Annotated in this window: 22 protein-coding genes, 1 pseudogene and 1 riboswitch; of the genes and pseudogenes, 15 read left to right on the forward strand and 8 right to left on the reverse strand. The window is 69.9% G+C overall.

Annotated features, from left to right (window positions below):
* Positions 1-18: 18 nt before the first annotated feature.
* Positions 19-191, reverse strand: a pseudogene (locus STRVI_RS47560) (L-serine ammonia-lyase, iron-sulfur-dependent, subunit alpha); the annotation flags it as partial.
* A 177-nt stretch (positions 192-368) separates the two neighbouring features.
* On the opposite strand from STRVI_RS47560, the gene STRVI_RS07645 reads away from it, so the two are divergent.
* Together STRVI_RS07645 and STRVI_RS07650 are read left to right on the forward strand one after the other, a co-directional pair.
* On the forward strand, positions 369-746 hold the full coding sequence (locus STRVI_RS07645; protein ID WP_014055059.1) for a DUF2267 domain-containing protein: 378 nt from the start codon (positions 369-371) through the stop codon (positions 744-746).
* A gap of 14 nt (positions 747-760) precedes the next feature.
* The gene (locus tag STRVI_RS07650) at positions 761-2440 is read left to right on the forward strand and encodes a DEAD/DEAH box helicase (protein ID WP_014055060.1); all 1680 of its coding nucleotides are present in this window, start codon (positions 761-763) and stop codon (positions 2438-2440) included.
* 221 nt (positions 2441-2661) lie between these two features.
* On the opposite strand, the gene STRVI_RS07655 is transcribed toward STRVI_RS07650, so the two are convergent.
* Both STRVI_RS07655 and STRVI_RS07660 read right to left on the reverse strand, forming a co-directional pair.
* On the reverse strand, positions 2662-3237 hold the full coding sequence (locus tag STRVI_RS07655; RefSeq protein ID WP_014055061.1) for a DsbA family protein: 576 nt from the start codon (positions 3235-3237) through the stop codon (positions 2662-2664).
* Between the two features lie 186 nt (positions 3238-3423).
* The gene (locus tag STRVI_RS07660; RefSeq protein ID WP_014055062.1) at positions 3424-4005 is read right to left on the reverse strand and encodes a hemerythrin domain-containing protein; all 582 of its coding nucleotides are present in this window, start codon (positions 4003-4005) and stop codon (positions 3424-3426) included.
* A 167-nt stretch (positions 4006-4172) separates the two neighbouring features.
* On the opposite strand from STRVI_RS07660, the gene STRVI_RS07665 reads away from it, so the two are divergent.
* Positions 4173-4367 (forward strand): DUF2795 domain-containing protein, encoded by a 195-nt coding sequence (locus STRVI_RS07665; RefSeq protein ID WP_014055063.1) that lies wholly within the window; start codon positions 4173-4175, stop codon positions 4365-4367.
* Between the two features lie 169 nt (positions 4368-4536).
* On the opposite strand, the gene STRVI_RS07670 is transcribed toward STRVI_RS07665, so the two are convergent.
* The 4 genes from STRVI_RS07670 to gcvT form a co-directional block, all read right to left on the reverse strand.
* A complete protein-coding gene (locus STRVI_RS07670; protein ID WP_014055064.1) occupies positions 4537-5919 on the reverse strand; it encodes an L-serine ammonia-lyase in 1383 nt (460 codons plus the stop codon).
* Between the two features lie 139 nt (positions 5920-6058).
* A complete protein-coding gene (gene glyA, locus STRVI_RS07675; RefSeq protein WP_014055065.1) occupies positions 6059-7324 on the reverse strand; it encodes a serine hydroxymethyltransferase in 1266 nt (421 codons plus the stop codon).
* 25 nt (positions 7325-7349) lie between these two features.
* Positions 7350-7730 (reverse strand): glycine cleavage system protein GcvH, encoded by a 381-nt coding sequence (gene gcvH / locus STRVI_RS07680; RefSeq protein ID WP_014055066.1) that lies wholly within the window; start codon positions 7728-7730, stop codon positions 7350-7352.
* 280 nt (positions 7731-8010) lie between these two features.
* Positions 8011-9138, reverse strand: a complete 1128-nt coding sequence (gene gcvT / locus STRVI_RS07685; protein ID WP_014055067.1) for a glycine cleavage system aminomethyltransferase GcvT — start codon at positions 9136-9138, stop codon at positions 8011-8013.
* Between the two features lie 169 nt (positions 9139-9307).
* A riboswitch (glycine riboswitch) is annotated at positions 9308-9418 on the reverse strand.
* Between the two features lie 169 nt (positions 9419-9587).
* Between gcvT and STRVI_RS07690 the strand changes: the two genes are divergently transcribed.
* From STRVI_RS07690 to STRVI_RS07740, 11 genes are all read left to right on the forward strand, one after another.
* Positions 9588-10289, forward strand: coding sequence for an AAA family ATPase (locus STRVI_RS07690; protein ID WP_014055068.1), 702 nt, complete (start codon positions 9588-9590; stop codon positions 10287-10289).
* A 281-nt stretch (positions 10290-10570) separates the two neighbouring features.
* Entirely contained in the window at positions 10571-11377 is an 807-nt protein-coding gene (locus STRVI_RS07695) for an enhanced serine sensitivity protein SseB (protein WP_014055069.1), read from the forward strand.
* A gap of 113 nt (positions 11378-11490) precedes the next feature.
* Positions 11491-12285, forward strand: a complete 795-nt coding sequence (locus STRVI_RS07700; RefSeq protein WP_014055070.1) for an enhanced serine sensitivity protein SseB C-terminal domain-containing protein — start codon at positions 11491-11493, stop codon at positions 12283-12285.
* A 459-nt stretch (positions 12286-12744) separates the two neighbouring features.
* Positions 12745-13749 carry an ABC transporter permease gene (locus STRVI_RS07705; protein WP_014055071.1) on the forward strand — a complete coding sequence of 335 codons (1005 nt, stop codon included), beginning with the start codon at positions 12745-12747 and terminating at the stop codon, positions 13747-13749.
* A gap of 134 nt (positions 13750-13883) precedes the next feature.
* Positions 13884-15644: an ABC transporter substrate-binding protein gene (locus tag STRVI_RS07710; RefSeq protein WP_014055072.1), complete on the forward strand. Its 1761-nt coding sequence runs from the start codon at positions 13884-13886 to the stop codon at positions 15642-15644.
* A gap of 135 nt (positions 15645-15779) precedes the next feature.
* Positions 15780-16778 carry an ABC transporter permease gene (locus tag STRVI_RS07715; protein WP_043238179.1) on the forward strand — a complete coding sequence of 333 codons (999 nt, stop codon included), beginning with the start codon at positions 15780-15782 and terminating at the stop codon, positions 16776-16778.
* A complete protein-coding gene (locus tag STRVI_RS07720; RefSeq protein WP_014055074.1) occupies positions 16775-17917 on the forward strand; it encodes an ABC transporter ATP-binding protein in 1143 nt (380 codons plus the stop codon). Before STRVI_RS07715 ends, STRVI_RS07720 begins: the two co-directional genes overlap by 4 nt.
* Positions 17918-17937: 20 nt before the next feature.
* Positions 17938-19014 (forward strand): ABC transporter ATP-binding protein, encoded by a 1077-nt coding sequence (locus STRVI_RS07725; RefSeq protein ID WP_014055075.1) that lies wholly within the window; start codon positions 17938-17940, stop codon positions 19012-19014.
* A gap of 52 nt (positions 19015-19066) precedes the next feature.
* On the forward strand, positions 19067-19726 hold the full coding sequence (locus STRVI_RS07730; RefSeq protein ID WP_014055076.1) for a trimeric intracellular cation channel family protein: 660 nt from the start codon (positions 19067-19069) through the stop codon (positions 19724-19726).
* Positions 19727-19799: 73 nt separating this feature from the next.
* The gene (locus tag STRVI_RS07735) at positions 19800-20201 is read left to right on the forward strand and encodes an ArsR/SmtB family transcription factor (RefSeq protein WP_014055077.1); all 402 of its coding nucleotides are present in this window, start codon (positions 19800-19802) and stop codon (positions 20199-20201) included.
* On the forward strand, positions 20198-21076 hold the full coding sequence (locus STRVI_RS07740; RefSeq protein WP_014055078.1) for an SRPBCC family protein: 879 nt from the start codon (positions 20198-20200) through the stop codon (positions 21074-21076). Before STRVI_RS07735 ends, STRVI_RS07740 begins: the two co-directional genes overlap by 4 nt.
* Positions 21077-21250: 174 nt before the next feature.
* Here the strand turns inward: STRVI_RS07740 and STRVI_RS07745 are convergent, their stop codons facing one another.
* Entirely contained in the window at positions 21251-22111 is an 861-nt protein-coding gene (locus STRVI_RS07745; protein WP_014055079.1) for an alpha/beta fold hydrolase, read from the reverse strand.
* A gap of 145 nt (positions 22112-22256) precedes the next feature.
* Between STRVI_RS07745 and STRVI_RS07750 the strand changes: the two genes are divergently transcribed.
* A complete protein-coding gene (locus STRVI_RS07750; protein ID WP_014055080.1) occupies positions 22257-23426 on the forward strand; it encodes a cysteine desulfurase family protein in 1170 nt (389 codons plus the stop codon).
* Positions 23427-23594: the final 168 nt, after the last annotated feature.

The raw sequence follows: 23594 nt of genomic DNA on the forward strand, positions 1-23594 counted from the left end.
GGCCGGAGCCGCCCGCCCTCAGCACTCGATGACGTTCACCGCGAGCCCGCCCCGCGCCGTCTGCTTGTACTGACCTTCATATCGGCGCCCGTCTGCTTCATCGTCTTGATGACCTTGTCGAGCGAGACATGGTGGCGGCCGTCGCCGCGCAGGGCCATCCGCGCGGCGGTGACCGCCTTGACCGAGGCCATCTCCCTTTGGCAAGGCGCCGTTGTCGCCGACCGCTTGGGCATGGCGGGTCGAGTCAGGGCGCGCATTTGGACCTGGTGTGCGCACGCGGCGGGCCGCCGGGGTCGCCATGCTGGAGAGCCTCGGTGGCAGACACCAGAGATCCCGGAAAGTCGAAATGCCGAAGAGAGGCAGCTCTCATGGATTACGAGACGTTCATCAGCACCGTCTCCCAGCGCTCCGGCCTCCCGCGCGAGCAGGCGGAGGCCTTCACCCACGCCACCCTGGCGACCCTGGCCGAACGGATCACCAGGGGCGAGGCGGACGACCTTGCCTCGGAGCTGCCCAAGGGGCTCAAGGAGTCGCTCGTGTCTCCGACCCCGGAGGCCGAGGGCTTCGGGCTCGACGAGTTCGTCAACAGGGTGAGCACGCGGGCCCGGACCAGTCCGGAAGTCGCCCGGGAAGGCGCGGCAGCGGTGCTGAGCACCGTCCGGGAGGCGGTCAGCGGGGGTGAGTTCCGTCATGTCATGTCGCAGTTGCCGAACGAGTTCGAGGAACTCGTCCACACTCCGGCCTGACCTGCCGTGCGGCCATGACAACAGACGCGCCCGCCGAACAGATCGGCTTCGCCGACCTGCGACTGCGGCCTGAGCTACTGCGGGCACTCGCGGGGCTGGGCTACGAGGAGCCGACCCCGATCCAGCGCGAGGCCATCCCTCCGCTGCTGGACGGCCGCGATCTGCTGGGCCAGGCCGCCACGGGAACCGGGAAAACCGCCGCATTCGCCCTGCCGGTGCTTCAGCGCATCAGCCAGGACGGTGGTGGGGCGGAGCCGTCGGCCCTGGTCCTGGTGCCCACCCGTGAGCTGGCCATGCAGGCGTCGGAGGCCATCCACCGCTACGGGCGCGACCTGGGCACCCGGGTCCTGCCCGTCTACGGCGGGCAGCCGATCGGGCGGCAGTTGCGCGCCCTGGAGCGCGGCGTCGACGTGGTGGTGGCGACACCGGGCCGGGCGCTCGACCATATCGGGCGCGGGACGCTGCGGCTCGACAGCCTGGAGACACTGGTGCTGGACGAGGCCGACGAAATGCTCGACATGGGCTTCGCCGAGGACATCGACGCGATACTCGAGGGCACACCGGCGGATCGCCAGACCGTGCTCTTCTCCGCGACGATGCCGGCGCGCATCGACGCCATGGCCCGGCGCCATCTGCGCGGCCCGGTACGCATCCAGATCGAGCGGGAGAAACCGGCCCCCGGTGAGACGCCCAAGGTGCGGCAGTCCGCATACGTCGTGGCACGGGCGCAGAAACCCGCCGCGCTCGGTCGGGTGCTGGACGTGGAGTCGCCGGAGGCCACCATCGTCTTCTGCCGGACGCGGGACCAGGTCGACCAGCTCACCGAAACGCTCAACGGACGGGGATACCGCGCCGAGGCACTGCACGGCGGAATGGGCCAGGAACAGCGGGACCGGGTCATGGGTCGGGTGCGCGGCGGCACCGCGGACCTGCTGGTCGCTACCGATGTGGCCGCCCGCGGGCTGGACATCGAGCAGCTCACCCATGTGGTCAATTACGACGTGCCCTCCGCGCCGGAGTCCTATGTCCACCGGATCGGCCGGGTCGGGCGGGCCGGGCGGGAGGGTGTCGCCATCACGCTGGCCGAGCCCCGGGAACATCGGATGCTCAAGGCGATCGAGCGGACGACCCGGCGGCAGATCCGCGTGGAGAAGGTGCCGACCGTCGCCGATCTGCGCGCCCGTCGGCTGGAACTGACCCGAGCGGCACTGCAGGAATCCATCGTCGAGGACGATCTCGACCGCTTCCGGGTGGTGGTGGAGACCCTCACGGACGAGTTCGACGTGATGGATGTGGCGCTGGCCGCGGTCAAGCTGGCGCATGAGGCAGGGGGCGCGGCGGTCGACGAGGAGGAGATTCCCGAAGTCGCTCCCCGCGGCGGGCGCGGGGACCGTGAGGGGCGCGGCGCACCGGGCCGCGGCCCGCGGGGGACCAGGGCCCCCGCGGAGGGCATGACGCGCTTGTTCATCGGTGCCGGGCGCAGCGCGGGCATCAGGCCACAGGATCTGGTGGGCGCCATCGCCGGGGAGTCCCGGCTGAGCGGGCGGGACATCGGCTCGATCGAGATCGCCGACCGCTTCTCCCTGGTGGAAGTCCCCGCCTCCGCGGTCGACGAGGTGATCCGCGCGTTGCGCGGCACCACCCTCAAGGGCCGGAAGCCGATCGTCCGGCGGGAGCGCGACCGGGCGGGCTGACCCGCGGCGCCGCACCCGGGAGTTACCTTCGGCCGGGCTCAAGCGCTGGTGAAATACGGTCTGTTCGCGGTTCAGGACCACCGCGGCACCAGAGGGGGACAGCGTGCCCCCAGGGCGAGTGACATACACCACGGACCACGCGAGGACTCCGCCGGTCGTCGTCAGCGGCGTTCAGCTTCACCGTCGTGCGTAACCATCTCTCACCACGCGCTGTCCGCCGGTCACGCCGGGTGGTGGAGGGCGGCCGCCACCGCGGTCCTGATCAGGACCGGGTGGGGCCTTACGGGGACACCCTCGACGAGTACGGTCGGCGTGGCGCTCACCCCGCGTTCGGCCGCCTTGGCGGTGACGTACGGAGGCCAGTCCAGATGGACACCGTCGCGCACGCACGCGGCGAAGGCGTCGTTCAGCCCGACCCGCAGGCCGAGCGCGATCAGCTCCTCGTCACTGAGCCCGGGGCCGCCCTCCGGCGGCTGGTTGGCGAAGAGTGTGTAGAGGTACTCCATGAATGCCCCGCCGTCGGAGGCGCAGCCCGAGGCGGCCGAGGCGCGGGTGGAGTACCGGCTGGTCGACATGGCGTCCAGGAAGGCCATCGGGTGATAGACCAACGTCACCTGACCCTCGGTGACCATGGCATCGAGCAGCGGCCCCGATGTCTCCTCGAACATCCGGCAGAAGGGGCACTGGAAGTCGATATAGGCATCGATGATCACTGGGCCGTTGCCGACGACGACGCCATCGCCTTCCTGAGGCGCGTGAGCCGGCACCCGAGCCGGGAGTGGCGTCTGCGGTTGCATGTGGTTCTCCTCGCGGCTGGAAACGGCGGTGGGGGCTGGATGTCCCGCTCTTCTGCGTCCTCGGAGTAGCCGCATTCCAGTACATAACGCGCAACGGACGCCGAGGGTGCACGACGGGGCGGGCCGCGACGGGCGACCCGCCCCTCGGCCCGGTATGCGGCCGACCTCGCGGTCCGCCGCCCACGGTCAGCCGGCGGCGCTCTTCAGGAGGTCCTTCGTCCGGTCGACGAGTGAGGCGAACGGCCCCACCGCCCACTGAGCCGCGGGGGACCCGGCCACGCCCGGGTGCGGGTGCGTCGGGGCGATCTTCTCCGTCATCTGCAGCTTCGTTCCCATGCTCCGGCGCTTGTCCTCGGAGCAATCCCGCAGGATCGCGGGGAACTCCTCCCGCTCCTCGTGCTCGGCGTGGTCGATGACCGCCTTCTCGAATCCGGCCAGCCTTCTGTCGAATTCGGCAGTTGAGACGTCCATCTTCTCGAGCTCGACGAGAACCTTGTTCGCTTCCTTCTCCTCCTTGTTGCGGGCGCTGGCCTCCTGCTCACCGGCTGTTTCCTTCGCGACCGGGCGCAGAATCATCTCCTCGCCGGTCTCATGCACCGCGAGGAGGGCCCGCAACTCGTCAAAAGCCTGCTGCTTGTGCTTGCCCTCGGCGCCCTTCACATCCGAGAAAAGGTCGCGGATGCGTGCGTGCTGGTCGAGCAGAATGGCCACCACATCACCCTTCGGCAGCTTCGCTGCCTCCGCACGTTCGGTCTGCGCAGTGCTCATGACGCTGTCCTCCGCATTTCGATGGATGTCAGCTCATAGGGTGACCAGAATCGGGCGGCGGAAACCGGTGTGCCACCTGATTGGGTCCCTGGGCTACGGGCACCTCAGGCGAGGCACGGCGGAACCGAGCACCGTGCCACTCGAGCCTGTGAAGGGAAGGATCGGCCATGGCGAAGCCCAACCCCACCGACCTGCAGAAGGCACTCAAGAACGCGAGCTACCCGGCCGACAAGGAGTCCCTGGTGGAACGCGCCAAGGACAACGGGGCGGACCGTGAGCTGGTCGACCAGCTGTCCCACCTCAAGAAGGGCAGCTTCGAAGGCCCTGACGAGGTCCAGAAAGCCGTGTTCAAGGGGAAGTGAACGTCGCCGTAACGACACCGCACCCACCCGGACATCCCAGAGAGTTTTCAGGGACTTTTCGCGGGCTTTCACGCCTGTCCGAGGACTTCCGAGGGACTTTCCGCCGTGTAAGCAGGGCAGGCCCTGACAGCGCCGAAAGCTGCGAACGCGCTGGTCAGGGCCTGTTTCCTCAGCACTCGATGACGTTCACCGCGAGCCCGCCCCGCGCCGTCTCCTTGTACTTGACCTTCATATCGGCGCCCGTCTCCTTCATCGTCTTGATGACCTTGTCGAGCGAGACATGGTGGCGGCCGTCGCCGCGCAGGGCCATCCGCGCGGCGGTGACCGCCTTGACCGAGGCCATGCCGTTGCGCTCGATGCAGGGGATCTGGACCAGGCCGCCCACGGGGTCGCAGGTGAGGCCGAGGTTGTGTTCCATGCCGATCTCGGCGGCGTTCTCCACCTGTTCCGGGGAGCCGCCGAGGACCTCGGCGAGGCCGCCGGCGGCCATGGAGCAGGCGGAGCCGACCTCGCCCTGGCAGCCGACCTCGGCGCCGGAGATCGAGGCGTTCTCCTTGAAGAGCATGCCGATGGCGCCCGCGGCGAGGAGGAAGCGGATGACGCCGTCCTCGTCGGCGCCCGGCACGAAGCGCGTGTAGTAGTGCAGGACGGCGGGGATGATGCCCGCCGCGCCGTTGGTGGGGGCGGTGACCACGCGTCCGCCCGCCGCGTTCTCCTCGTTGACCGCCATCGCGTAGAGGGTGATCCACTCCATGGCGCGGGCGGTCGGCTCGCCCTCGGAGCGCAGCGCGCGGGCGGCGGTGGCGGCGCGGCGGCGGACCTTGAGGCCGCCGGGGAGGATGCCCTCCTGGGACATGCCGCGGGCCACGCACGCCTCCATGACGCGCCAGATCTCCAGGAGGCCGTCCCGGATCTCCTTCTCCGTGCGCCACGCCTTCTCGTTCTCCAGCATCAGGGCCGAGATGGACAGGCCCGTCTCGTGGGAGAGCCGCAGCAGCTCGTCGCCGGTGCGGAAGGGGTGGGTGAGGACGGTGTCGTCGAGCTTGATGCGCTCCTCGCCGACCGCGTCCTCGTCCACCACGAAGCCGCCGCCGACCGAGTAGTACGTCTTCTCCAGCAGCGGATGGCCCTCGGCGTCGTACGCGAGCAGCGTCATGCCGTTGGCGTGGTACGGCAGGGAGCGGCGGCGGTGCAGGATGAGCTGAGTCGACGCGTCGAAGTCGATCTCCTGGCCGGGGCCGATCTCGGTGCCGAGCAGCCGCAGCCGCTTGGTGGTCCGGATGCGCTCCACTTCAGCGTCGGCCGCCTCGACGTCGACGGAGCGCGGGGAGTGGCCCTCCAGGCCCAGCAGCACGGCCTTCGGAGTTCCATGGCCATGACCGGTGGCGCCCAGCGAGCCGAAGAGCTCGGCGCGCACGGAGGCGGTGTGGGCCAACAGGCCCTCGTTCTTCAGCCGGCGGACGAACATTCGCGCGGCCCGCATCGGGCCGACGGTGTGCGAGCTGGACGGGCCGATGCCGATCGAGAAGAGGTCGAATACGGAGATGGCCACCGGGGGACTCCTTCGTCTGCACGCGGGGGGAGGCGTGCGGGCCGTGCGGGGGTGGTGCGGGCCGTGCGGGGGTGGTGCGGGCCGTGCGGGGGTGATGCGGCGGGGGCGCGCCAGGGCGGGCGCGCCCCCGTGTCCAGGGTTACTTGGACAGATGGGCGTACAGCGGGTGCTTGTCGGCCAGGGCGGGGACCCGGGCCCTCAGCGCCTCCGCGTCGTAGGACGGCTTGAGCGTCTGCGCGATGACGTCGGCGACCTCGCGGAAGTCCTCCGCGGTGAAGCCGCGCGTGGCCAGCGCCGGGGTGCCGATCCGCAGACCGGAGGTGACCATCGGGGGCCGCGGGTCGTTCGGGATCGCGTTGCGGTTGACCGTGATGCCGACCTCGTGGAGCCGGTCCTCGGCCTGCCGTCCGTCCAGCTCCGAGTCGCGCAGATCGACCAGGACCAGATGGACGTCGGTGCCACCGGACAGGACGGCGACGCCCGCCTCCCGCACATCGGGCTGGGTCAGGCGCTCGGCGAGGATCCGGGCGCCCTCCAGCGTGCGCTCCTGGCGCTCCTTGAAGGCCGAGCCCGCGGCGACCTTGAAGGAGACCGCCTTGGCCGCGATGACATGCTCCAGCGGGCCGCCCTGCTGACCCGGGAAGACCGCCGAGTTGATCTTCTTGGCCAGATCGGCGGTGGAGAGGATCACGCCACCGCGCGGACCGCCCAGGGTCTTGTGGGTGGTGGTGGTCACCACATGGGCGTGCGGTACGGGCGAGGGGTGCAGCCCGGCCGCCACCAGACCCGCGAAGTGGGCCATGTCGACCATCAGGTACGCGCCGACCTCGTCCGCGATCCGGCGGAAGGCCGCGAAGTCGAGCTGGCGGGGGTAGGCCGACCAGCCCGCGATCACCATCTTGGGGCGGTGCTCCTTGGCCAGCCGCTCGACCTCGTCCATGTCGACCAGACCGGTCTCGGCGTCCACGTGGTAGGGCACCACGTTGTAGAGCTTGCCGGAGAAGTTGATCTTCATGCCGTGGGTCAGATGGCCGCCGTGCGCCAGGTTCAGCCCCAGGATGGTGTCGCCGGGGGAGAGCAGGGCGAACATCGCGGCCGCGTTGGCCTGGGCGCCCGAATGCGGCTGGACGTTCGCCGCCTCGGCGCCGAAGAGCTCCTTCACCCGGTCGATGGCGATCTGCTCGACCACATCGACGTGCTCACAGCCGCCGTAGTAGCGGCGGCCGGGGTAGCCCTCGGCGTACTTGTTGGTCAGGACCGAGCCCTGGGCCTCCATGACCGCCGCCGGAGCGAAGTTCTCCGAGGCGATCATCTCCAGGGTGGACTGCTGGCGGTGGAGTTCGGCGTCGACGGCGGCGGCGACATCCGGGTCGAGCTCGTGCAGGGAGCTGTTGAGAAGCGACATCAGGGTCCCGATCGGAAGAGGAGGGTCAGTTTTCGGCGAAGGCGGTGTACGCGTCGGCGGAGAGCAGTTCCTCCGGCTCGCCCGTCACCCGCACCTTGAACAGCCAGCCGCCCTCGAAGGGGGCGGAATTCACCAGCGCCGGATCGTTCACCACGTCCTCGTTGATCTCGGTGACCTCACCGGAGACCGGCGAGTACAGGTCGCTGACCGACTTCGTGGACTCCAGCTCACCGCAGGTTTCACCGGCGGTGACGGCGGAGCCGACGTCCGGGAGCTGGACATAGACGACATCGCCGAGCGCGTTGGCCGCGAATTCGGTGATGCCGATCGTCGACACGCCGTCCTCGTCGGCGGCCGACAGCCACTCGTGCTCCTTGCTGTAGCGAAGCTGCTGGGGGTTGCTCATGGTCCGATTCTCCTGGATACGGGGGAGTGCTTGGGAAACGGGTCTTAGCTGGTGGGACGCGACGCCGGTGGGTGCGGTGCCGTGGGAGCGGTGCCAGCGGGTGTGACGCCGGTGGGTGCGGTGCCAGCGGGTGTGACGCCGGTGGGTGCGGTGCCAGCGGGTGTGACGCCGGTGGGTGCGGTGCCGGCGCCATGTGACGCCGGCGGAAGCGGCGACGGTGGACGCCGTGCCGGTCCATATGAGGACGACGGTGGGGCGCGACGCGTTGCGGCGGGACCGCTCAGCGCTCGCGCCGGTAGAAGGGGAGCGCCACGACCTCGTAAGGCTCCCGGGTGCCCCTGATGTCCACCGAGACTCCCTCGGTGCCGGGCTTCGCGTACTCCGGGTCCACGTACGCCATCGCGATCGGCCTGCCCAGCGTCGGGGAGGGCGCGCCGGAGGTGACCTGGCCGATCTGTGAGCCGTCGGCGGCCACCACGGCGTATCCGGCGCGCGGCACCCGGCGGCCCTCGGCGACCAGGCCGACCAGGGTGCGCGGGCTGACGGTGTCCGCCTCGCGGGAGGCGGCCTCCAGGGCCTGGCGGCCGACGAAGTCGCCCGGCTTGTCGAACTTCACCACCCGGCCGAGCCCCGCGTCGAAGGGGGTGGTGTCGGTGGTCAGCTCGTTCCCGTACAGCGGCATGCCCGCCTCGAGACGCAGGGTGTCCCGGCAGGACAGACCGCAGGGCACCAGGCCCACCGGGGCCCCCGCCTCGGTCAGCGCGTCCCAGACCCGCTCGGCGTCGTCCGGCGCCAGGAACAGCTCGAAGCCGTCCTCGCCCGTGTAGCCGGTGCGGGCGATCATGGCGGGGACGCCCGCGACGGTGCCCGGCAGCCCGGCGTAGTACTTGAGCCCCTCGAGGTCGGCGTCGGTCAGGCTGCCCAGGATCCCGGGGGACTCGGGCCCCTGGACGGCGATCAGCGCATAGGCGTCGCGGTCGTCCCTTACGGTCGCCTCGAAACCGCCGGCCCGCTCGGTCAGCGCGTCCAGCACCACCTGGGCGTTGGAGGCGTTGGCCACGACCAGGAACTCCTCGTCCCCGAGGCGGTAGACGATCAGGTCGTCCAGGATGCCGCCCTCGTCGTCGCAGACCATGGTGTAGCGGGCGCGGCCCACGGCGAGCGCGGACAGCCGGCCGACCAGTGCGTGATCCAGGGCCTCTCCGGCCTGCGAACCGATGAGAGAGATCTCACCCATATGGGAGAGATCGAAAAGCCCGGCGTGAGTGCGCACCGCGGTGTGCTCGTCGCGCTCGCTGCCGTAGCGCAGCGGCATGTCCCAGCCGGCGAAGTCGGTCATGGTGGCGCCGAGCGCACGGTGCCGTGCGTCCAGGGCGGTACGGCGTGGGGTGGGCGGGGCGTCGGTCACGATTCAGGCTCCAGGAGATCGGGGTCGCGCGACGGCGAGGACGTACGACAAGGACGCGTGCGTCCTCCCCATCTGTCATCGGAACCTGAGAGGTTCGCCGTGACGCCCGTAAGGGGCCCGGGTTGCACCTTGGGTGGAGCCGCGCCCGCGGCTCGCTTTTCAGATCTGCCTCGTCCACGCGGTATCGGGGCCTGAGAGATTCAAGGGAGGACTTGCTCCTTCGGCGCCCTGGGCACCCGGCACGACTGCCGGTGACCAAGGACTCTCCCGCGCGGATTCAAGCGGCCGGTATGGAGTTGCGCGCACATCATCGCATGTGTGGCCCAGAAAGGAAGCCCCGATCGGGGCGGCTCCGGCCCGATCGGGCAGAGGCAGCCTTGATGGACATTACCTTTTCTTGACACTCTGCGGGTACGAGCAGCGTTGACCGACCTGGGAGGACGATCACGGTGCATGGGCAGGGAACATACGAGAGCTCGCAAAGGCTCCTGCCGGCACGGCGTGGCCGCGTCCCCTCCGGGTCGACGGCCATCCCCGGCCGGCGCATCGCGGTGCACGACCTGCGCGGCCAGGTGCGGGGCGGCGGCGGCGCGGACCCGCGTGAGCTGCGCTTTCCGGTGGGGGACGTGCTGGTCGCCTCCGGGCTGCCGGGCGCCGGCAAGAGCACGCTGATCAACCGGACGGTGCCTCTCCTGGACGGGACGGGCACGGTCGTCATCCGGGTGGACTCGCAGAACACCCGGGAGGCGTGGGAGCGCCGGATGCCCGGCTGGCTGCCGTACGCGCTCTACCGCCCGCTGGTCCGGTACGCCCACTACGCCGGGCTGCGCCGGGCGCTGCGCTCGAACGTGAGCGTCGTGGTGCACGACTGCGGCGCGCTGCCATGGGTCCGCCGCTGGCTGGCCCGGGACGCGCGGCGCCGGGGCCGCAGTCTCCACATGGTGCTGCTGGACGTGGACGCCACCATGGCCCTTGAGGGCCAGGCCGCCCGTGGCCGCGGGGTCTCTGGCTATGCCTTCGGCCGGCATCGGCGCGCGATGCGGCGGCTGATCGCGGGGATGGAGGAGGGGCGGCCGCCGGCGGGGTGCGCCTCGGCGGTGCTGCTGGACCGCTCGACCGCGAGGGAGCTGCGCTGCATTTCCTTCGAGTGAGCCCCGCACCAGAAGTGAGCCCCGCACCAGAAGTGAGCCCCGCACCAGAAGTGAGCCATGCACGGGAGGGAACGGGGCATCCCCGTTCCGCGGGGAGGAAGGGAAACGCCGGGTGACCTTGGCCGAAAATCGGCCACCGAGGCATCACCCAGTGTGACGGTGGCGTGGGGGCCGGGCGAGGTGGGGAAGTGCTGTGGAGATGACGCCGCCCCCGCCGGCCCCGGGCCGCCCAGCCGCTAGGGTGCTTTGGGCAGGTAGGACGAGATGGCGGTTGGACGAAGATGAGCTTCCCGGAGCAGTACGGCATGGCCCCGGCTCACGGAGGATTCCCCGACGGCGCGCAGACCGCGTATCCGGCGTTTCCCGGCAATGAGCTCGAAGAGGTGATGGCCGCCTCGATCGACGTCCCCGGGGCCGGAGCGCGCATCGTCGAGACGCTCTCCCGCAGCCATATCTGGGTTCCGCTGCCAGGCGGCGGTGGCCCGGGCAGCCCGAGCCTCGATCTGCCCACGATGGAGATCGAAGGCGCCGCGTATGTCCCGGTGTTCAGCTCCGAGCAGCAGTTCCTGCAGCTCGTCGGCTCCCATATGTCCTTCACCATCGCCCCGGCCGTGGAGTTCGCCCGCGGGCTGCCGCCCCAGCTCGGCATCGCGGTGAACCCCGGTGGTGCGGTGGTCGTACCGCTGCCTCCGCCCGCCGTCCGGGAGCTGTGCCGTGCCGGGCGCAGCGAGCTCGACGGCCTGGCCACCGGGGGCAGGGTGCGGCTCTTCGAACCGGACTGGCAGGACGAGCCGGTGGACTTCCTGGCCGCCGCCGGGATCGAGTTCGCCAAGGGCAGTGGGGTGCGGACCGCCCGGCGCGCGCTGGCCAGCGTCGAGGGCGACGAGCCGGCGCTCTTCGTCGGCGTGCAGCTCGATGCCCCCGGCCCCGAGGGCCAGGCGCGCGCGGTGGACGCGCTGGGCCGCGCCCTCGGCGCGGTGCCCGTGCGGTGGAAGGTCCAGCTCGTGCTGCTGGATGTGGCGCAGGGGGATCCGGTGGTCGACTGGATGATGGGGCGCGTACGGCCGTTCTACGACCGTGACCTCTGACTCGCCCCAGGGGTCCGCTACGGGGGCCCGTAAGCTGGTTTGATGACCAGGAGGGGTGCGAGCACGCTCCCCGGTGAGGTGCGGACAAAGGGCGAGAGAAGGGGCGGTCCCAGGTGAGCGCGGGCGCGGATTGGGGGGCGGCGGCCGGCCAGGTTGAGCGAGCGTTGCAGCAGGTCGCTCCCGGCCGGTACGACGCCTATGAGGCGCTGCTGCAGGCCATCGGCGAGGGCCAGGTCTGGATGCTGCTGTGGCACGGTGCGCCCGGCACGCCCGAGGCCCAGTACGGGAACATGGATGTGGTCGGCCTCGGTTACGCCCCGTGCGTGACCTCCGCACAGGAACTGGTCGCAAGTGGCTGGAACCGTGCGCATGAGGTGGTCGACGGACGCCTCATCGCCGACTCGCTCTACCGCGACCGCTACGGCCTCTGGCTCAACCCCCACGCCCGCGGCGGCGGAGTGGGCATTCCATGGCCGGATCTGCGCCGGATCGCGGGCGGTCTGGACCGGCTGCCCGCCGGGCCGCTGCGGCTGAGCGAACCCGCCATCGACATCCCGCAGTTCTACGCCCTGTTGGGGCAGAACGCGCATCGCACCACCGCGGTGCGGTCGCTGCGGCGCGTCTGGGTACAGCCCGCGCTGGGCGCCCCGTATCTGGCCATCGGGCTGGATCTCTACGACAGCAGCGCACCGGCGGTGCAGTCGGTGCGGGTGATGATGGAGCAATCGATCACCGCAGTGCCGGACGGGCTGCCGGTCTCCACGGTCGCGCTCTCCGACGAGTACGACCCCGTCGCCCTGTGGATGCGGGCCAACGCCCGGCCCTTCTTCGACCGCGACGCCTACGGCACCGCCCCCGCCGCGCCGTCCTACGGCTACGGCTACCCGCCGCCGCGTCCCGCCTACTGATCCGCAGCCGCGTTGAGCCGGTGCTGCTCCGCCGACTCGCTGCCCCGCCGCACCGGCGATCCGCCGACCCGGCGATCCGTCAGCCCGCTGACCCGCTGATCCGCCGCCGACCCGCTGGTCCGCGCACCGATTGACGGGATTGCCCACCCGGCCTTCCGGGCCTATGGGGCCGAACGTCCCATAGCGGGCGCGAGGTTACTGCTGCGTTCTCGTGTCGCGACCGTCCGTATAGCGGAGCGGTACTCCCCACATCACGGTTAGGCATCCATTGTCCGGGAGTACTGGCGGGTGATCACAAACGCATTGAAGACTCCCGCTCCAAGGGGTGCGGTTCCTGCGTACGACCCCTTCCTGAAAGGTTCCGTACCAGAACGCGACTTTCACCCGGGTTGTGAACAAAGCCGCCACAGCGGCGAGTCGTGGGCCGGTCACCACCGGCCGAGAGGGGTCTCCACCACGATGACGGCACCATTGCACGGCACGAGCACGGACAGCGATCCGGTGGCGACTGCCGATGTAGCGGCGGATGTGGTCAAAGCGTCCGTCGAAGGCAGATCGCTGCGGCAGATCGCCTGGACACGCCTGAAGCGGGACAAGCTCGCGCTGGCGGGTGGCATCGTTGTCGTCTTCCTGGTCCTGGTGGCGATCTTCGCTCCACTGATCGTGAGCCTGCTCGGGCATCCGCCCAATGAGTTCCACCAGGAGAAGATCGACCCGCTGTTCGGCACCCCGAAGGGGTCCATGGGCGGTATCAGCTCGGACTTCCTCTTCGGCGTGGAGCCGTCCAACGGCCGCGACGTCTTCAGCCGCGTCGTCTACGGCGCCCGGATCTCGCTGCTGGTGGCCTTCCTCGCGGCGGTGGTCGCGGTGGTCCTCGGCACCATTTTCGGCATCATCGCCGGGTACTTCGGCGGCTGGGTCGACTCGGTGATCAGCCGGGTGATGGACATGCTGCTGGCCTTCCCGCAGCTTCTCTTCATCATCTCCCTGGTCTCGGTGCTCCCCAACGACCTGCTGGGACTGACCGGCAGCGGGGTGCGCATCGCCATCCTGGTCTCGGTCATCGGCTTCTTCGGCTGGCCGTACGTCGGCCGCATCGTGCGCGGCCAGACGCTGTCGCTGCGCGAGAAGGAGTACATCGAGGCCGCGCGGAGCCTGGGCGCCGGCCGGCGCTACATCCTCTTCCGCGAGCTGCTGCCCAACCTGGTGGCGCCGATCACCGTCTACGCGACGCTGATGATCCCCACCAACATCCTCACCGAGGCCGCGCTCAGCTTCCTCGGCGCGGGCGTGAAGCCGCCCACCGCCTCCTGGGGGCAGATGCTCTCCAAGGCGGTCGGCACCTATGAGGACGACCCGATGTTCATGATCATTCCGGGTGTGGCGATCTTCATCACGGTGCTGGCCTTCAACCTCTTCGGCGACGGCGTCCGCGACGCGCTCGATCCGAAGGGCACCCGATGACGGCGCGGCGCACGACACGCCCTGCGGACCGGTCGTACCCGAACGCATCAGCCCCTGCCGTATCCGGCAGTCGGCTCCCCGAAGAATTCCGCGGCGCCATGCCTAGGACCGCTACCCCGGAGGTTGCAACAGCTATGAAACAGCTCTCGAGAAGCAGGCGGATCGCCGGAGCGGCGGCTGTCGTCGGCGCCCTCCTGGCCACCGCCGGCTGCGGTGGCGGCGGTACCGACGACGAGGGCTCGGGCGCCGGGTTCAACGCCGCGGTGAAGGGTGTCGCAGCCAAGTCCGTCAAGAAGGGCGGCACCCTCAAGTTCATCAACAAGCAGGAGTTCGACTCCCTCGACCCGCAGCGCCAGTACTACGGGTTCGCCTGGGACTTCTCCCGCTTCTACGCGCGCCAACTGATCTCCTACGCGCCCAAGCCGGGCAACGCGGCCAACGAGCTGGTCCCGGACCTCGCCACCTCCACCGCCAAGATCACCAACGGCGGGAAGACCTACACCTACACCCTGCGCGACGGGGTCACCTGGGAGGACGGCTCGCCGATCACGTCCCAGGACGTGAAGTACGGCATCGAGCGCATCTGGGCCAAGGACGTGGTCTCCGGCGGCCCCGGCTATCTGCGCCAGGCCCTGGACCCCAAGGGCCAGTACAAGGGCCCGTACAAGGACAAGTCCAAGGACAAGCTGGGCCTGAAGGGGATCCAGACGCCGGACGCGAAGACCGTCGTCTTCAACCTCGCCAAGCCCAACGGTGACTTCGAGCAGATGCTCGCGATGCCGACCGGCTCTCCGGTGAAGGCGTCCAAGGACACCGGCGCCAAGTACACCAACCATCCGTTCTCCTCCGGTCCGTACAAGGTCCAGTCGTACAGCCAGGGCAAGAGCCTGTCCCTGGTCCGCAACAGCAACTGGAAGAAGGCGTCCGACCCGATCCGCCCGGCCCTGCCGGACAAGATCGCGGTCACCTTCAACTCCAACCTCGAGGCGATAGACCGGCTGCTGATCAAGGGCGACTACGACGTCTTCCTCAGCGCCACCGGTATGACCCCCTCGGGTCGTAACGACGCCCTCAAGCAGCACAAGGGCAACGTCGACAACATCACCACCAGCTTCGTGCGGTATGTCGACGTCGCCACCAAGGTCGCGCCGTTCAACAACATCCACTGCCGCAAGGCGCTCATCTACGGCGCCGACTACAAGTCGATCCAGACCACTCGCGGCGGCCCGCAGGCCGGTGGTGACCTCGCCACCAACATGCTCCCCAAGAGCGTCAAGGGCGCGGACGACTACGACCCGTACGGCATCCTCAAGCGCGGCGGCAAGGCCGACCCGGCCAAGGCCAAGGACGAGCTCAAGCAGTGCGGTAAGCCGAACGGCTTCTCCACCACCATCGTGGCCCGCAACGACCAGCCCGCCGAGGTCGACGCCGCGGAGGCGCTGCAGGCGTCGCTGAAGAAGGTCGGCATCTCCCTCAACGTGGAGCCGATCCAGGGTCAGTCCTCCCCCAGCATCACCGGTTCGCCGTCGGTGATGAAGAAGCGCGGCTACGGCCTGGCCATGACCGGCTGGGGCCCGGACTTCCCCACCGGCCAGGGCTTCTCCCAGCCGCTGATCGACGGCCGTTTCATCGAGCAGACGGGTAACTACAACGTCTCCGAGACCAACGACCCGGCGATCAACAAGTACTTCGACGATGCCCTCAAGGAGACCGACCCCAACAAGGCCGGCGGCATCTACCAGAAGATGAACCACAAGGTCAGCGACCTCGCCGTGCAGATGCCGTTCATCTACGAGAAGAACATCACCTGGCGCAGCTCGCGGCTGACGAACGCCTTCTCGTCGGCGGCCTACAACGGCCGCTACGACTACTCCCAACTGGGCGTCGTCAAGTGACGACAGGTCACCCGACCCGTCGCACACCTTAACCATCGCCGCACCCGATAGGCCCGAAGGGCAGGTGATGGCCGCGGGCGGTGGCTCGTGATCCCCTTCAACCGGGGTCACGGCCCACCGCCCGGGCCGCGCACAGTGCTTGCTTATCTCATCCGGCGCTTGTTCGCCGTCGTCGTGATGCTGTTGGTCGTCACCCTCACGACCTTCGCCATCTTCTTCGTGATCCCGAAGTGGGCCGGTACCGACCCGGCTCTGCTGTTCGTCGGCAAGCAGGCCGACCCCGCGGCCATCGAAGGCATCCGGGAGAAGCTCAGCCTCGGTGATCCGGTCCTGGTGCAGTTCTGGCACTTCGTCCAGGGTCTCTTCGTGGGCCGTGACTACGCCAACGGCACGGACGTCACCCACTGCCCGGCGCCCTGCTTCGGCTACTCCTTCCGCACCGAGCAGGCGGTGTGGCCGCAGCTCACCGACGCCATGCCGGTCACCCTCTCGCTCGCCGCCGGCGCCTGTCTGCTGTGGCTGGTCGGCGGCATCACCACCGGTGTCGTCTCCGCGCTGCGGCGGGGCACCCTGTGGGACCGCTCCGCGATGACGATCGCGCTGGCCGGTGTCTCGCTGCCGATCTACTTCACCGGTCTGCTCTCGCTGGCGATCTTCAGCTACTCGCTGAAGTGGGTCAACGTGGATTACAAGGGGCTCGGTGACGATCCGGCGATGTGGTTCGAGAGCCTGATCCTCCCGTGGATCACGCTCGCCTTCCTCTATGCGGCGATGTACGCCCGGCTGACCCGGGCCACCATGCTGGAGATCATGGGCGAGGACTACATCCGCACCGCCCGCGCCAAGGGCCTGCGAGAACGGGTGGTCATCGGCCGGCACGCGATGCGCTCGACCTGGACCCCGGTCCTCACCCTGCTCGGCCTCGACCTGGGCGCGCTGCTGGGCGGCGCGGTCCTCACCGAGACCACCTACAACCTGCCCGGCCTCGGGCGGCTCGCGGTGAACGCGATCACCGACAAGGACCTGCCGGTCATCCTCGGCGTCACCCTGATCGCGGCCATCTTCATCGTGATCGCCAACCTCGTCGTGGACCTTCTGTACGCCGTCATCGACCCGCGAGTGAGGCTCGGATGACCGACCTGACCAAGTCCTCCGGACAGCCCGGGAACGGCGAGCTGCCGGCCACCGGCACCGCCGCCGTGGGCGAGGTGGCCGCGGCGGGCTCGCCCGCCCCCACCGCCTTCCTCGAGGTGCGTGATCTGCACGTCCACTTCCCGACCGACGACGGTCTGGTGAAGTCCGTGGACGGGCTCAGCTTCCGGCTGGAGAAGGGCAAGACCCTCGGCATCGTCGGCGAGTCCGGCTCCGGCAAGTCCGTCACCTCGCTCGGCATCATGGGGCTGCACACCGCCGGGCAGTACGGCCGCCGCAAGGCGCGGATCTCCGGCGAGATCTGGCTGAACGGCCAGGAGCTGCTGGGCGCCGACCCGGACCAGGTGCGCAAGCTGCGCGGCCGCGAGATGTCGATGATCTTCCAGGATCCGCTGTCCGCGCTGCACCCGTACTACACCATCGGCCGCCAGATCATCGAGGCGTACCGGGTGCACCACGAGGTCACCAAGGACGTGGCCCGCAAGCGCGCGATCGAGCTGCTGGACCGCGTCGGCATCCCGCAGCCGGACAAGCGCGCGGACAGCTATCCGCACGAGTTCTCCGGCGGTATGCGCCAGCGCGCCATGATCGCGATGGCGCTGGTCAACAACCCCGAGCTCCTGATCGCGGATGAGCCGACCACCGCCCTGGACGTCACCGTCCAGGCGCAGATCCTCGACCTCATCCGGGATCTGCAGAAGGAGTTCGGCTCCGCGGTCATCGTCATCACCCATGACCTGGGCGTGGTCGCCGAGCTCGCCGACGATCTGCTGGTGATGTACGGCGGCCGCTGTGTCGAGCGCGGCCCGGCCGAGAAGGTCTTCTACGAGCCCCAGCACCCGTACACCTGGGGGCTGTTGGGCTCGATGCCCCGTATCGACCGCGACCAGACCGAGCGGCTCATCCCGGTCAAGGGCTCCCCGCCCAGCCTCATCAATGTGCCGTCCGGCTGTGCCTTCCACCCGCGCTGCCCGTACGCCGATGTGCCGAAGGACAACATCACGCGCACGAAGCGGCCGGAGCTCAGCGAAGCCGGGGGCGGCGGGCACTTCTCCGCGTGCCATATGACGCAGGAGGAGCGCACCCGGATCTGGACCGAAGAGATTGCGCCGAAGCTGTGACCGACACGAAGGATCCGAAGATGACGGTCCCGGAAAAGGCGACGACGTCGCCCGAGCCCCTGCTCAAGGTGTCGGGTCTGGTCAAGCACTTCCCCATCAAGAAGGGGCTGCTGCAGCGGCAGGCCGGTGCGGTGCAGGCGGTCGACGGGCTCGACTTCGACGTCCGGCCGGGGGAGACCCTGGGCGTGGTGGGCGAGTCGGGCTGCGGCAAGTCCACCATGGGGCGGCTGGTCACCCGGCTGCTCGAACCCACCTCGGGCACGATCGAGTTCGAGGGCAAGGACATCACGCATCTGAACACCGCTCAGATGCGGCCGATGCGCCGTGACGTCCAGATGATCTTCCAGGACCCGTACTCCTCGCTGAACCCCCGGCACACCGTCGGCGCGATCGTCAGCGCGCCCTTCCGGCTCCAGGGCGTCACCCCGGAGGGCGGCGTCAAGGCGGAGGTCCAGCGGCTGCTGGAGCTGGTCGGGCTCAACCCCGAGCACTACAACCGCTATCCGCACGAGTTCTCCGGCGGTCAGCGGCAGCGCATCGGCATCGCCCGGGCGCTGGCCCTCAAGCCCAAGCTGGTCGTCGCCGACGAACCGGTCTCGGCGCTGGACGTGTCGATCCAGGCGCAGGTGGTCAACCTGCTGGACGACCTCCAGGACGAGCTGGGCCTGACGTATGTGATCATCGCGCACGACCTGTCGGTCATCCGCCATGTCTCGGACCGGATCGCGGTGATGTACCTCGGGAAGATCGTCGAGCTGGCGGACCGCCAGGACCTCTACGAGCGTCCCATGCACCCGTACACCAAGGCCCTGCTGTCCGCGGTGCCGGTGCCGGACCCCAAGCGGCGCGCCAAGCGGGAGCGGATCCTGCTCAAGGGCGATGTGCCCTCGCCGATCTCCCCGCCGTCCGGCTGCCGCTTCCACACCCGGTGCTGGAAGGCGACCGAGGTGTGCAAGAGCCAGGAGCCGCCGCTGGTGACGCTGGCCACCGGCCACCAGGTGGCCTGCCACCACCCGGAGAACGCTTCCGACCAGGAGCCGCAGGAGAAGCCCAGGGCCGAGGCGGCACAGAAGGTGACGAAGAAGACCGAAAGCTGAGACGGGACGGGGTCCGGACGGGACCGGCGGCAGCCGCGGATAACAATGTCGGGTGCTCATCGAACTGTTCACCCCGTCCGTCCAGCACGCGCTCGAAGTCGCCGGGATCTTCGTCTTCGCGATGTCCGGCGCGCTGCTCGCCGTGCGGAAGAACTTCGATGTCTTCGGCATGGCGGTGCTCGCCGAGGCCACCGCGCTGGGCGGCGGTATCTTCCGCGACCTGGTGATCGGCGCGGTTCCGCCCATCGCCTTCACCGACCTCGGCTATTTCCTCACCCCGCTCGTGGCCACCGGCATCGTCTTCTTCCTCCACCCCGAGGTCGAGCGGATCACGGCGGCGGTGGGGGTCTTCGACGCGGCGGGCCTCGGGCTGTTCTGCGTCGAGGGCACGATGAAGGCGCATGACTTCGGGCTCGGCGTCACCGCGTCGGTCACCCTCGGCATGGCCACGGCGGTCGGCGGCGGTGTGATCCGCGACCTGCTCGCCCATGAGGTGCCCTCACTGCTGCGCTGGGACCGGGACCTCTATGCCGTCCCGGCCATCCTCGGCTCCTCGATAGCGGCGCTGCTGCTCCACTTCCACGCCCTTACGGCGGCCACGAGCGCGCTCGCGGCCGCCGTGACGTTTGTGGTGCGGCTGCTGGCGATGCGGTACGGCTGGCGGGCGCCGCGGGCGTGGAACCGGCGCAGTACGGCGACGGAGGAGACCTGAGGCGCTCGGGGCGTGGGCTGCACGCAGCTTGAATGCCCTTGCGGTTATATAGCCGCGTCGTTATGTTGAGGGCATGGCCATACCGTTCGATGTGCTCGCGGAGCCGAGTCGTCGGCAGATCCTGGACCTCCTGCTGGAGCGGCCCCGCCTGGTCGGTGAGCTGACCGAGCATCTGGGGCTCACCCAGCCGGGCACCTCCAAGCACCTCCGGGTGCTGCGCGAGGCCGGTCTGGTGCGGGTCCGCCGGGACGCCCAGCGCCGCTGGTACGAGCTCTGCCCGGAGCCGCTCGCCGAGGTGGACGCCTGGCTCGCGCCGTACCGTCGGCTGTGGACCGACCGTCTCGACGCGCTCGAACGACACCTGGACACGATGCCGGAGTCCCTCGACGCGACCGGCGAACCCGACGTACCCGAAGGACCCGGAGTACTCGAAATACCCGAAGTGCCCGACGCACGCGACGGAGAAGCGCCATGAAAGACACCCTTGCCCAGACCGGCGGCGGCCGCTCGGCCCTGCGCCTGGAGCGCCGGCTCGCCCATCCCCCGGAGAAGGTCTGGCGAGCCCTGACCGACCCCGCCCAGCTCGTCCACTGGTTCCCCTCCGCGGTCCAGGTCGAGCTCAAGCTCGGGGGCCGGATGGGCTTCGTCTTCCCCGGGCGCGAGGCCCCGGACATGGACGGCGTCGTCACCGAGCTCGACCCGCCCCATGTCTTCGCCTTCACCTGGGGCGAGGACGAGCTCCGCTGGGAGCTGCGCCCGGCGGACGAAGGCTGTGTGCTGACCCTCACCCACACCTTCGGCGACCGCTTCGGCGCGGCCAGCTTCGCCTCCGGCTGGCACGCCTGCATCACCGGTCTTGCGGCCCTGCTCGGCGGCGAGGAGATCGCCCACGGCGACATGGCCGAGCTGCACGAGAAGTACGTCGAGGCGTTCGGCCTGGCGGAGGGGGCGGTGGAGACCACCGAGGACGGCGGCTGGCGGCTGCGCTTCGAGCGCCAGCTCGTCCGCCCCGCCGAGACGGCCTGGCGGGCGCTGACCGGCCCGGCCGCCGACACCCCCGAACCGGCCGCCGGGGCGCCGGTTCCCTTCGGCTTCCGTACGGACGCGGTCCCGGCGGGCCCGATCACCGAGGCGCAACCGCCCCGCGTGCTCGCCTACGCCTGGGAGCGCGACGGCCGCCCCGCCGGAACGGTCCGCTGGGAGCTCACCCAGGGCACCGGCCACGGCGCCCGCCTCATCCTGACCCAGACGGGCCCGGCGGACGCGGAAACGGAACGCACCGAAGCCCAGCAGGCCTGGCGCCACCACATCGGCCTGCTGGCCGCCAAGCTTCTCCGGGTGAGTAGCTGAAAACCAGCCTGTCCGGCGTTTGACGTGCCCAGGCGAATCCAGCCCGTCCGGCGTTCGAGGACCGGGGCCTGGGGCGGAGCCGCACACGCGGGGGAGCCCCACACGCGGGGGAGCCGCATATCGTCAGGTGTCGGGAAGGGGCGGGGTGGGGGAGCAATCACCGTAGGCGCTACCTCAGCCCTCGCCGAGAAAGCCGCTCAACACAGCGGCCAGCTCGGCAGGCGCATCCTCCTGCACCAGGTGCCCCGCACCTTCGATCAGCCGAAGCCGGGCCCCCGGAATACGAGAGGCAAGCTCCCGCCCCCGCTCCACCGGGATCCAGGCGTCGTCCGCGCCCCAGCAGACCGTGACGGGCAGGCGGATCTCCCCGTAGCGGCCCTCGATCTCGTCGGTGAAGCGCCGGTCGTTCTGCGCGATCTGCCGGTAGAAGGCCGGCTGGTCCTCCGGGCCGCACCAGCCGTCCACGATCCGCTCCAGCACCTGTGGATGAAGTCCTGAGGCGCTTCCCGAGCGGACGTACTCGCGCACCAGGCCCCGGTGCACCTCCGGCGGCAGTTGCGCGAAGACCTCGTGGTGGGCGCCGAGCAGGCGGTAGGTGGGGGAGCCCCACGGAGACAGGGCGAGGGCGTTGACCAGGGCCAGCCGGCGGTAACGCGCCCCGTGCAGCAGATGCGCACGCAGGGCGACACACCCGCCGAAGTCATGGGCGACGACGGCCGGTTCCGCCCCGGGCCCGGTCAGCCCCCACGCGTCGAGCAGCTCGCCGAAGACCCGGCCCTGGGCGGCCAGCGAGACGTCCTGGTCCGCCCGCTTCTCGGAGGCCCCGTAGCCCGGCATGTCCCAGACGAACACCCGGTGCTGGTTCGCCAGCGCACGGGCGACGCCCCGCCAGACGTACGACGAGAACGGCGTGCCGTGCAGCAGCACGACCGGCGGCGCGTCCGGTGCGCCGAGCGCGGTCCAGCGGACCTCGCCGGAGGAGCTGCGGTAGGTGCGGTCCAGCTTCCAGTCGGTCTTGCACTCATGGGTTGTCATGAGTAAAAACCTAGACGCTCCTTACGGCCGCTGTCGAGGACCCCGCCGAGGGCCCGTGCGATGCTGTGCGAAAGGGGCGGCGGGAAGACCGTGCGTACGCGCACCCGCTACGCACCCCACAACGCCTCGTAGAATCGAGGCCACCATGGCTTATCTCGACCACGCCGCCACCACCCCGATGCTCCCGGAGGCGGTGCAGGCGATGACCGCCCAGCTCGCCGTCACGGGCAACGCCTCCTCGCTGCACGCCGCCGGCCGGCGTGCCCGTCGTACCGTCGAGGAGTCGCGTGAATCCCTGGCCGCCTCGCTGGGCGCGCGCCCGAGCGAAGTCGTCTTCACCGCCGGAGGCACCGAGGCCGACAACCTCGCGGTCAAGGGGCTCTACTGGTCCCGCAGGGACGCCGATCCGGCCCGCGTCCGAGTGCTCGCCAGCCCCGTGGAGCACCACGCCGTGCTCGACGCGGTGGACTGGCTCGCGGACCACGAGGGCGCCCGGGTCGAATGGCTGCCGGTCGACTCCCTCGGGCGGGTCCACCCCGACGCGCTGCGCGAGGCGATCGCCCGTGACCCCTCGGACGTCGCCCTCGCCACCGTCATGTGGGCCAACAACGAGATCGGCACCATCCAGCCGGTCCGCGAACTCGCCGACATCGCCGCCGAATTCGATGTTCCGCTGCATGCCGACGCGGTCCAGGCGTTCGGCCAGATCGAGGTCGACTTCGCCGCCTCGGGGCTGGCCGCGATGACCGTCAGCGGCCACAAGATAGGCGGCCCCTACGGCATCGGCGCGCTGCTGCTCGGTCGCGAGCACACGCCCGTGCCGGTGCTGCACGGCGGCGGCCAGGAGCGCCAGGTGCGTTCCGGGACCCTCGACACCCCGGCCATCGCCGCCTTCGCCGTCGCCGGTGCGTATGCCACCGAGCACCGCGAGGAGTTCGCCCGCGAGATCGGCGCGCTGCGCGACACGCTGATCACCGCCGTTCGTACGGCCGTGCCCGACGCGGTTCTCGGCGGCGACCCCGATCCGGCGGGCCGGCTCCCCGCCAATGCCCACTTCTCCTTTCCCGGCTGCGAGGGCGATTCGCTGCTTCTGCTGCTGGACGCGCAGGGCATCGAATGCTCGACGGGCTCGGCCTGCACGGCCGGTGTCGCCCAGCCCAGCCATGTGGTCCTGGCCACCGGCAGCGACTCCGACCTGGCCCGCGGCACCCTGCGCTTCTCGCTCGGCCACACCTCGACCAAGGCCGATGTCGAGGCCGTCGCGGAGGCGATCGGCCCGGCGGTGGAGCGGGCGCGCGGGGCGGGGCTTAGCTGACCAGTGGATTCGGCTGACTCACGGGCTCAGCCGACTGAATAGTATCCGAAGAATTCTCGGTGTTCTCCCGGCCATTTCAAATAACCCACGGAACATCAAGCTCGGCTTGAAATCGCGAAGAGCGTTCGGCAAGGATTTACCCCGTCAACGGGCCCGGCATGCACGTAG

Origin of the sequence: Streptomyces violaceusniger Tu 4113 (genome assembly GCF_000147815.2) — a bacterium.
GTDB lineage: Bacteria > Actinomycetota > Actinomycetes > Streptomycetales > Streptomycetaceae > Streptomyces > Streptomyces violaceusniger_A.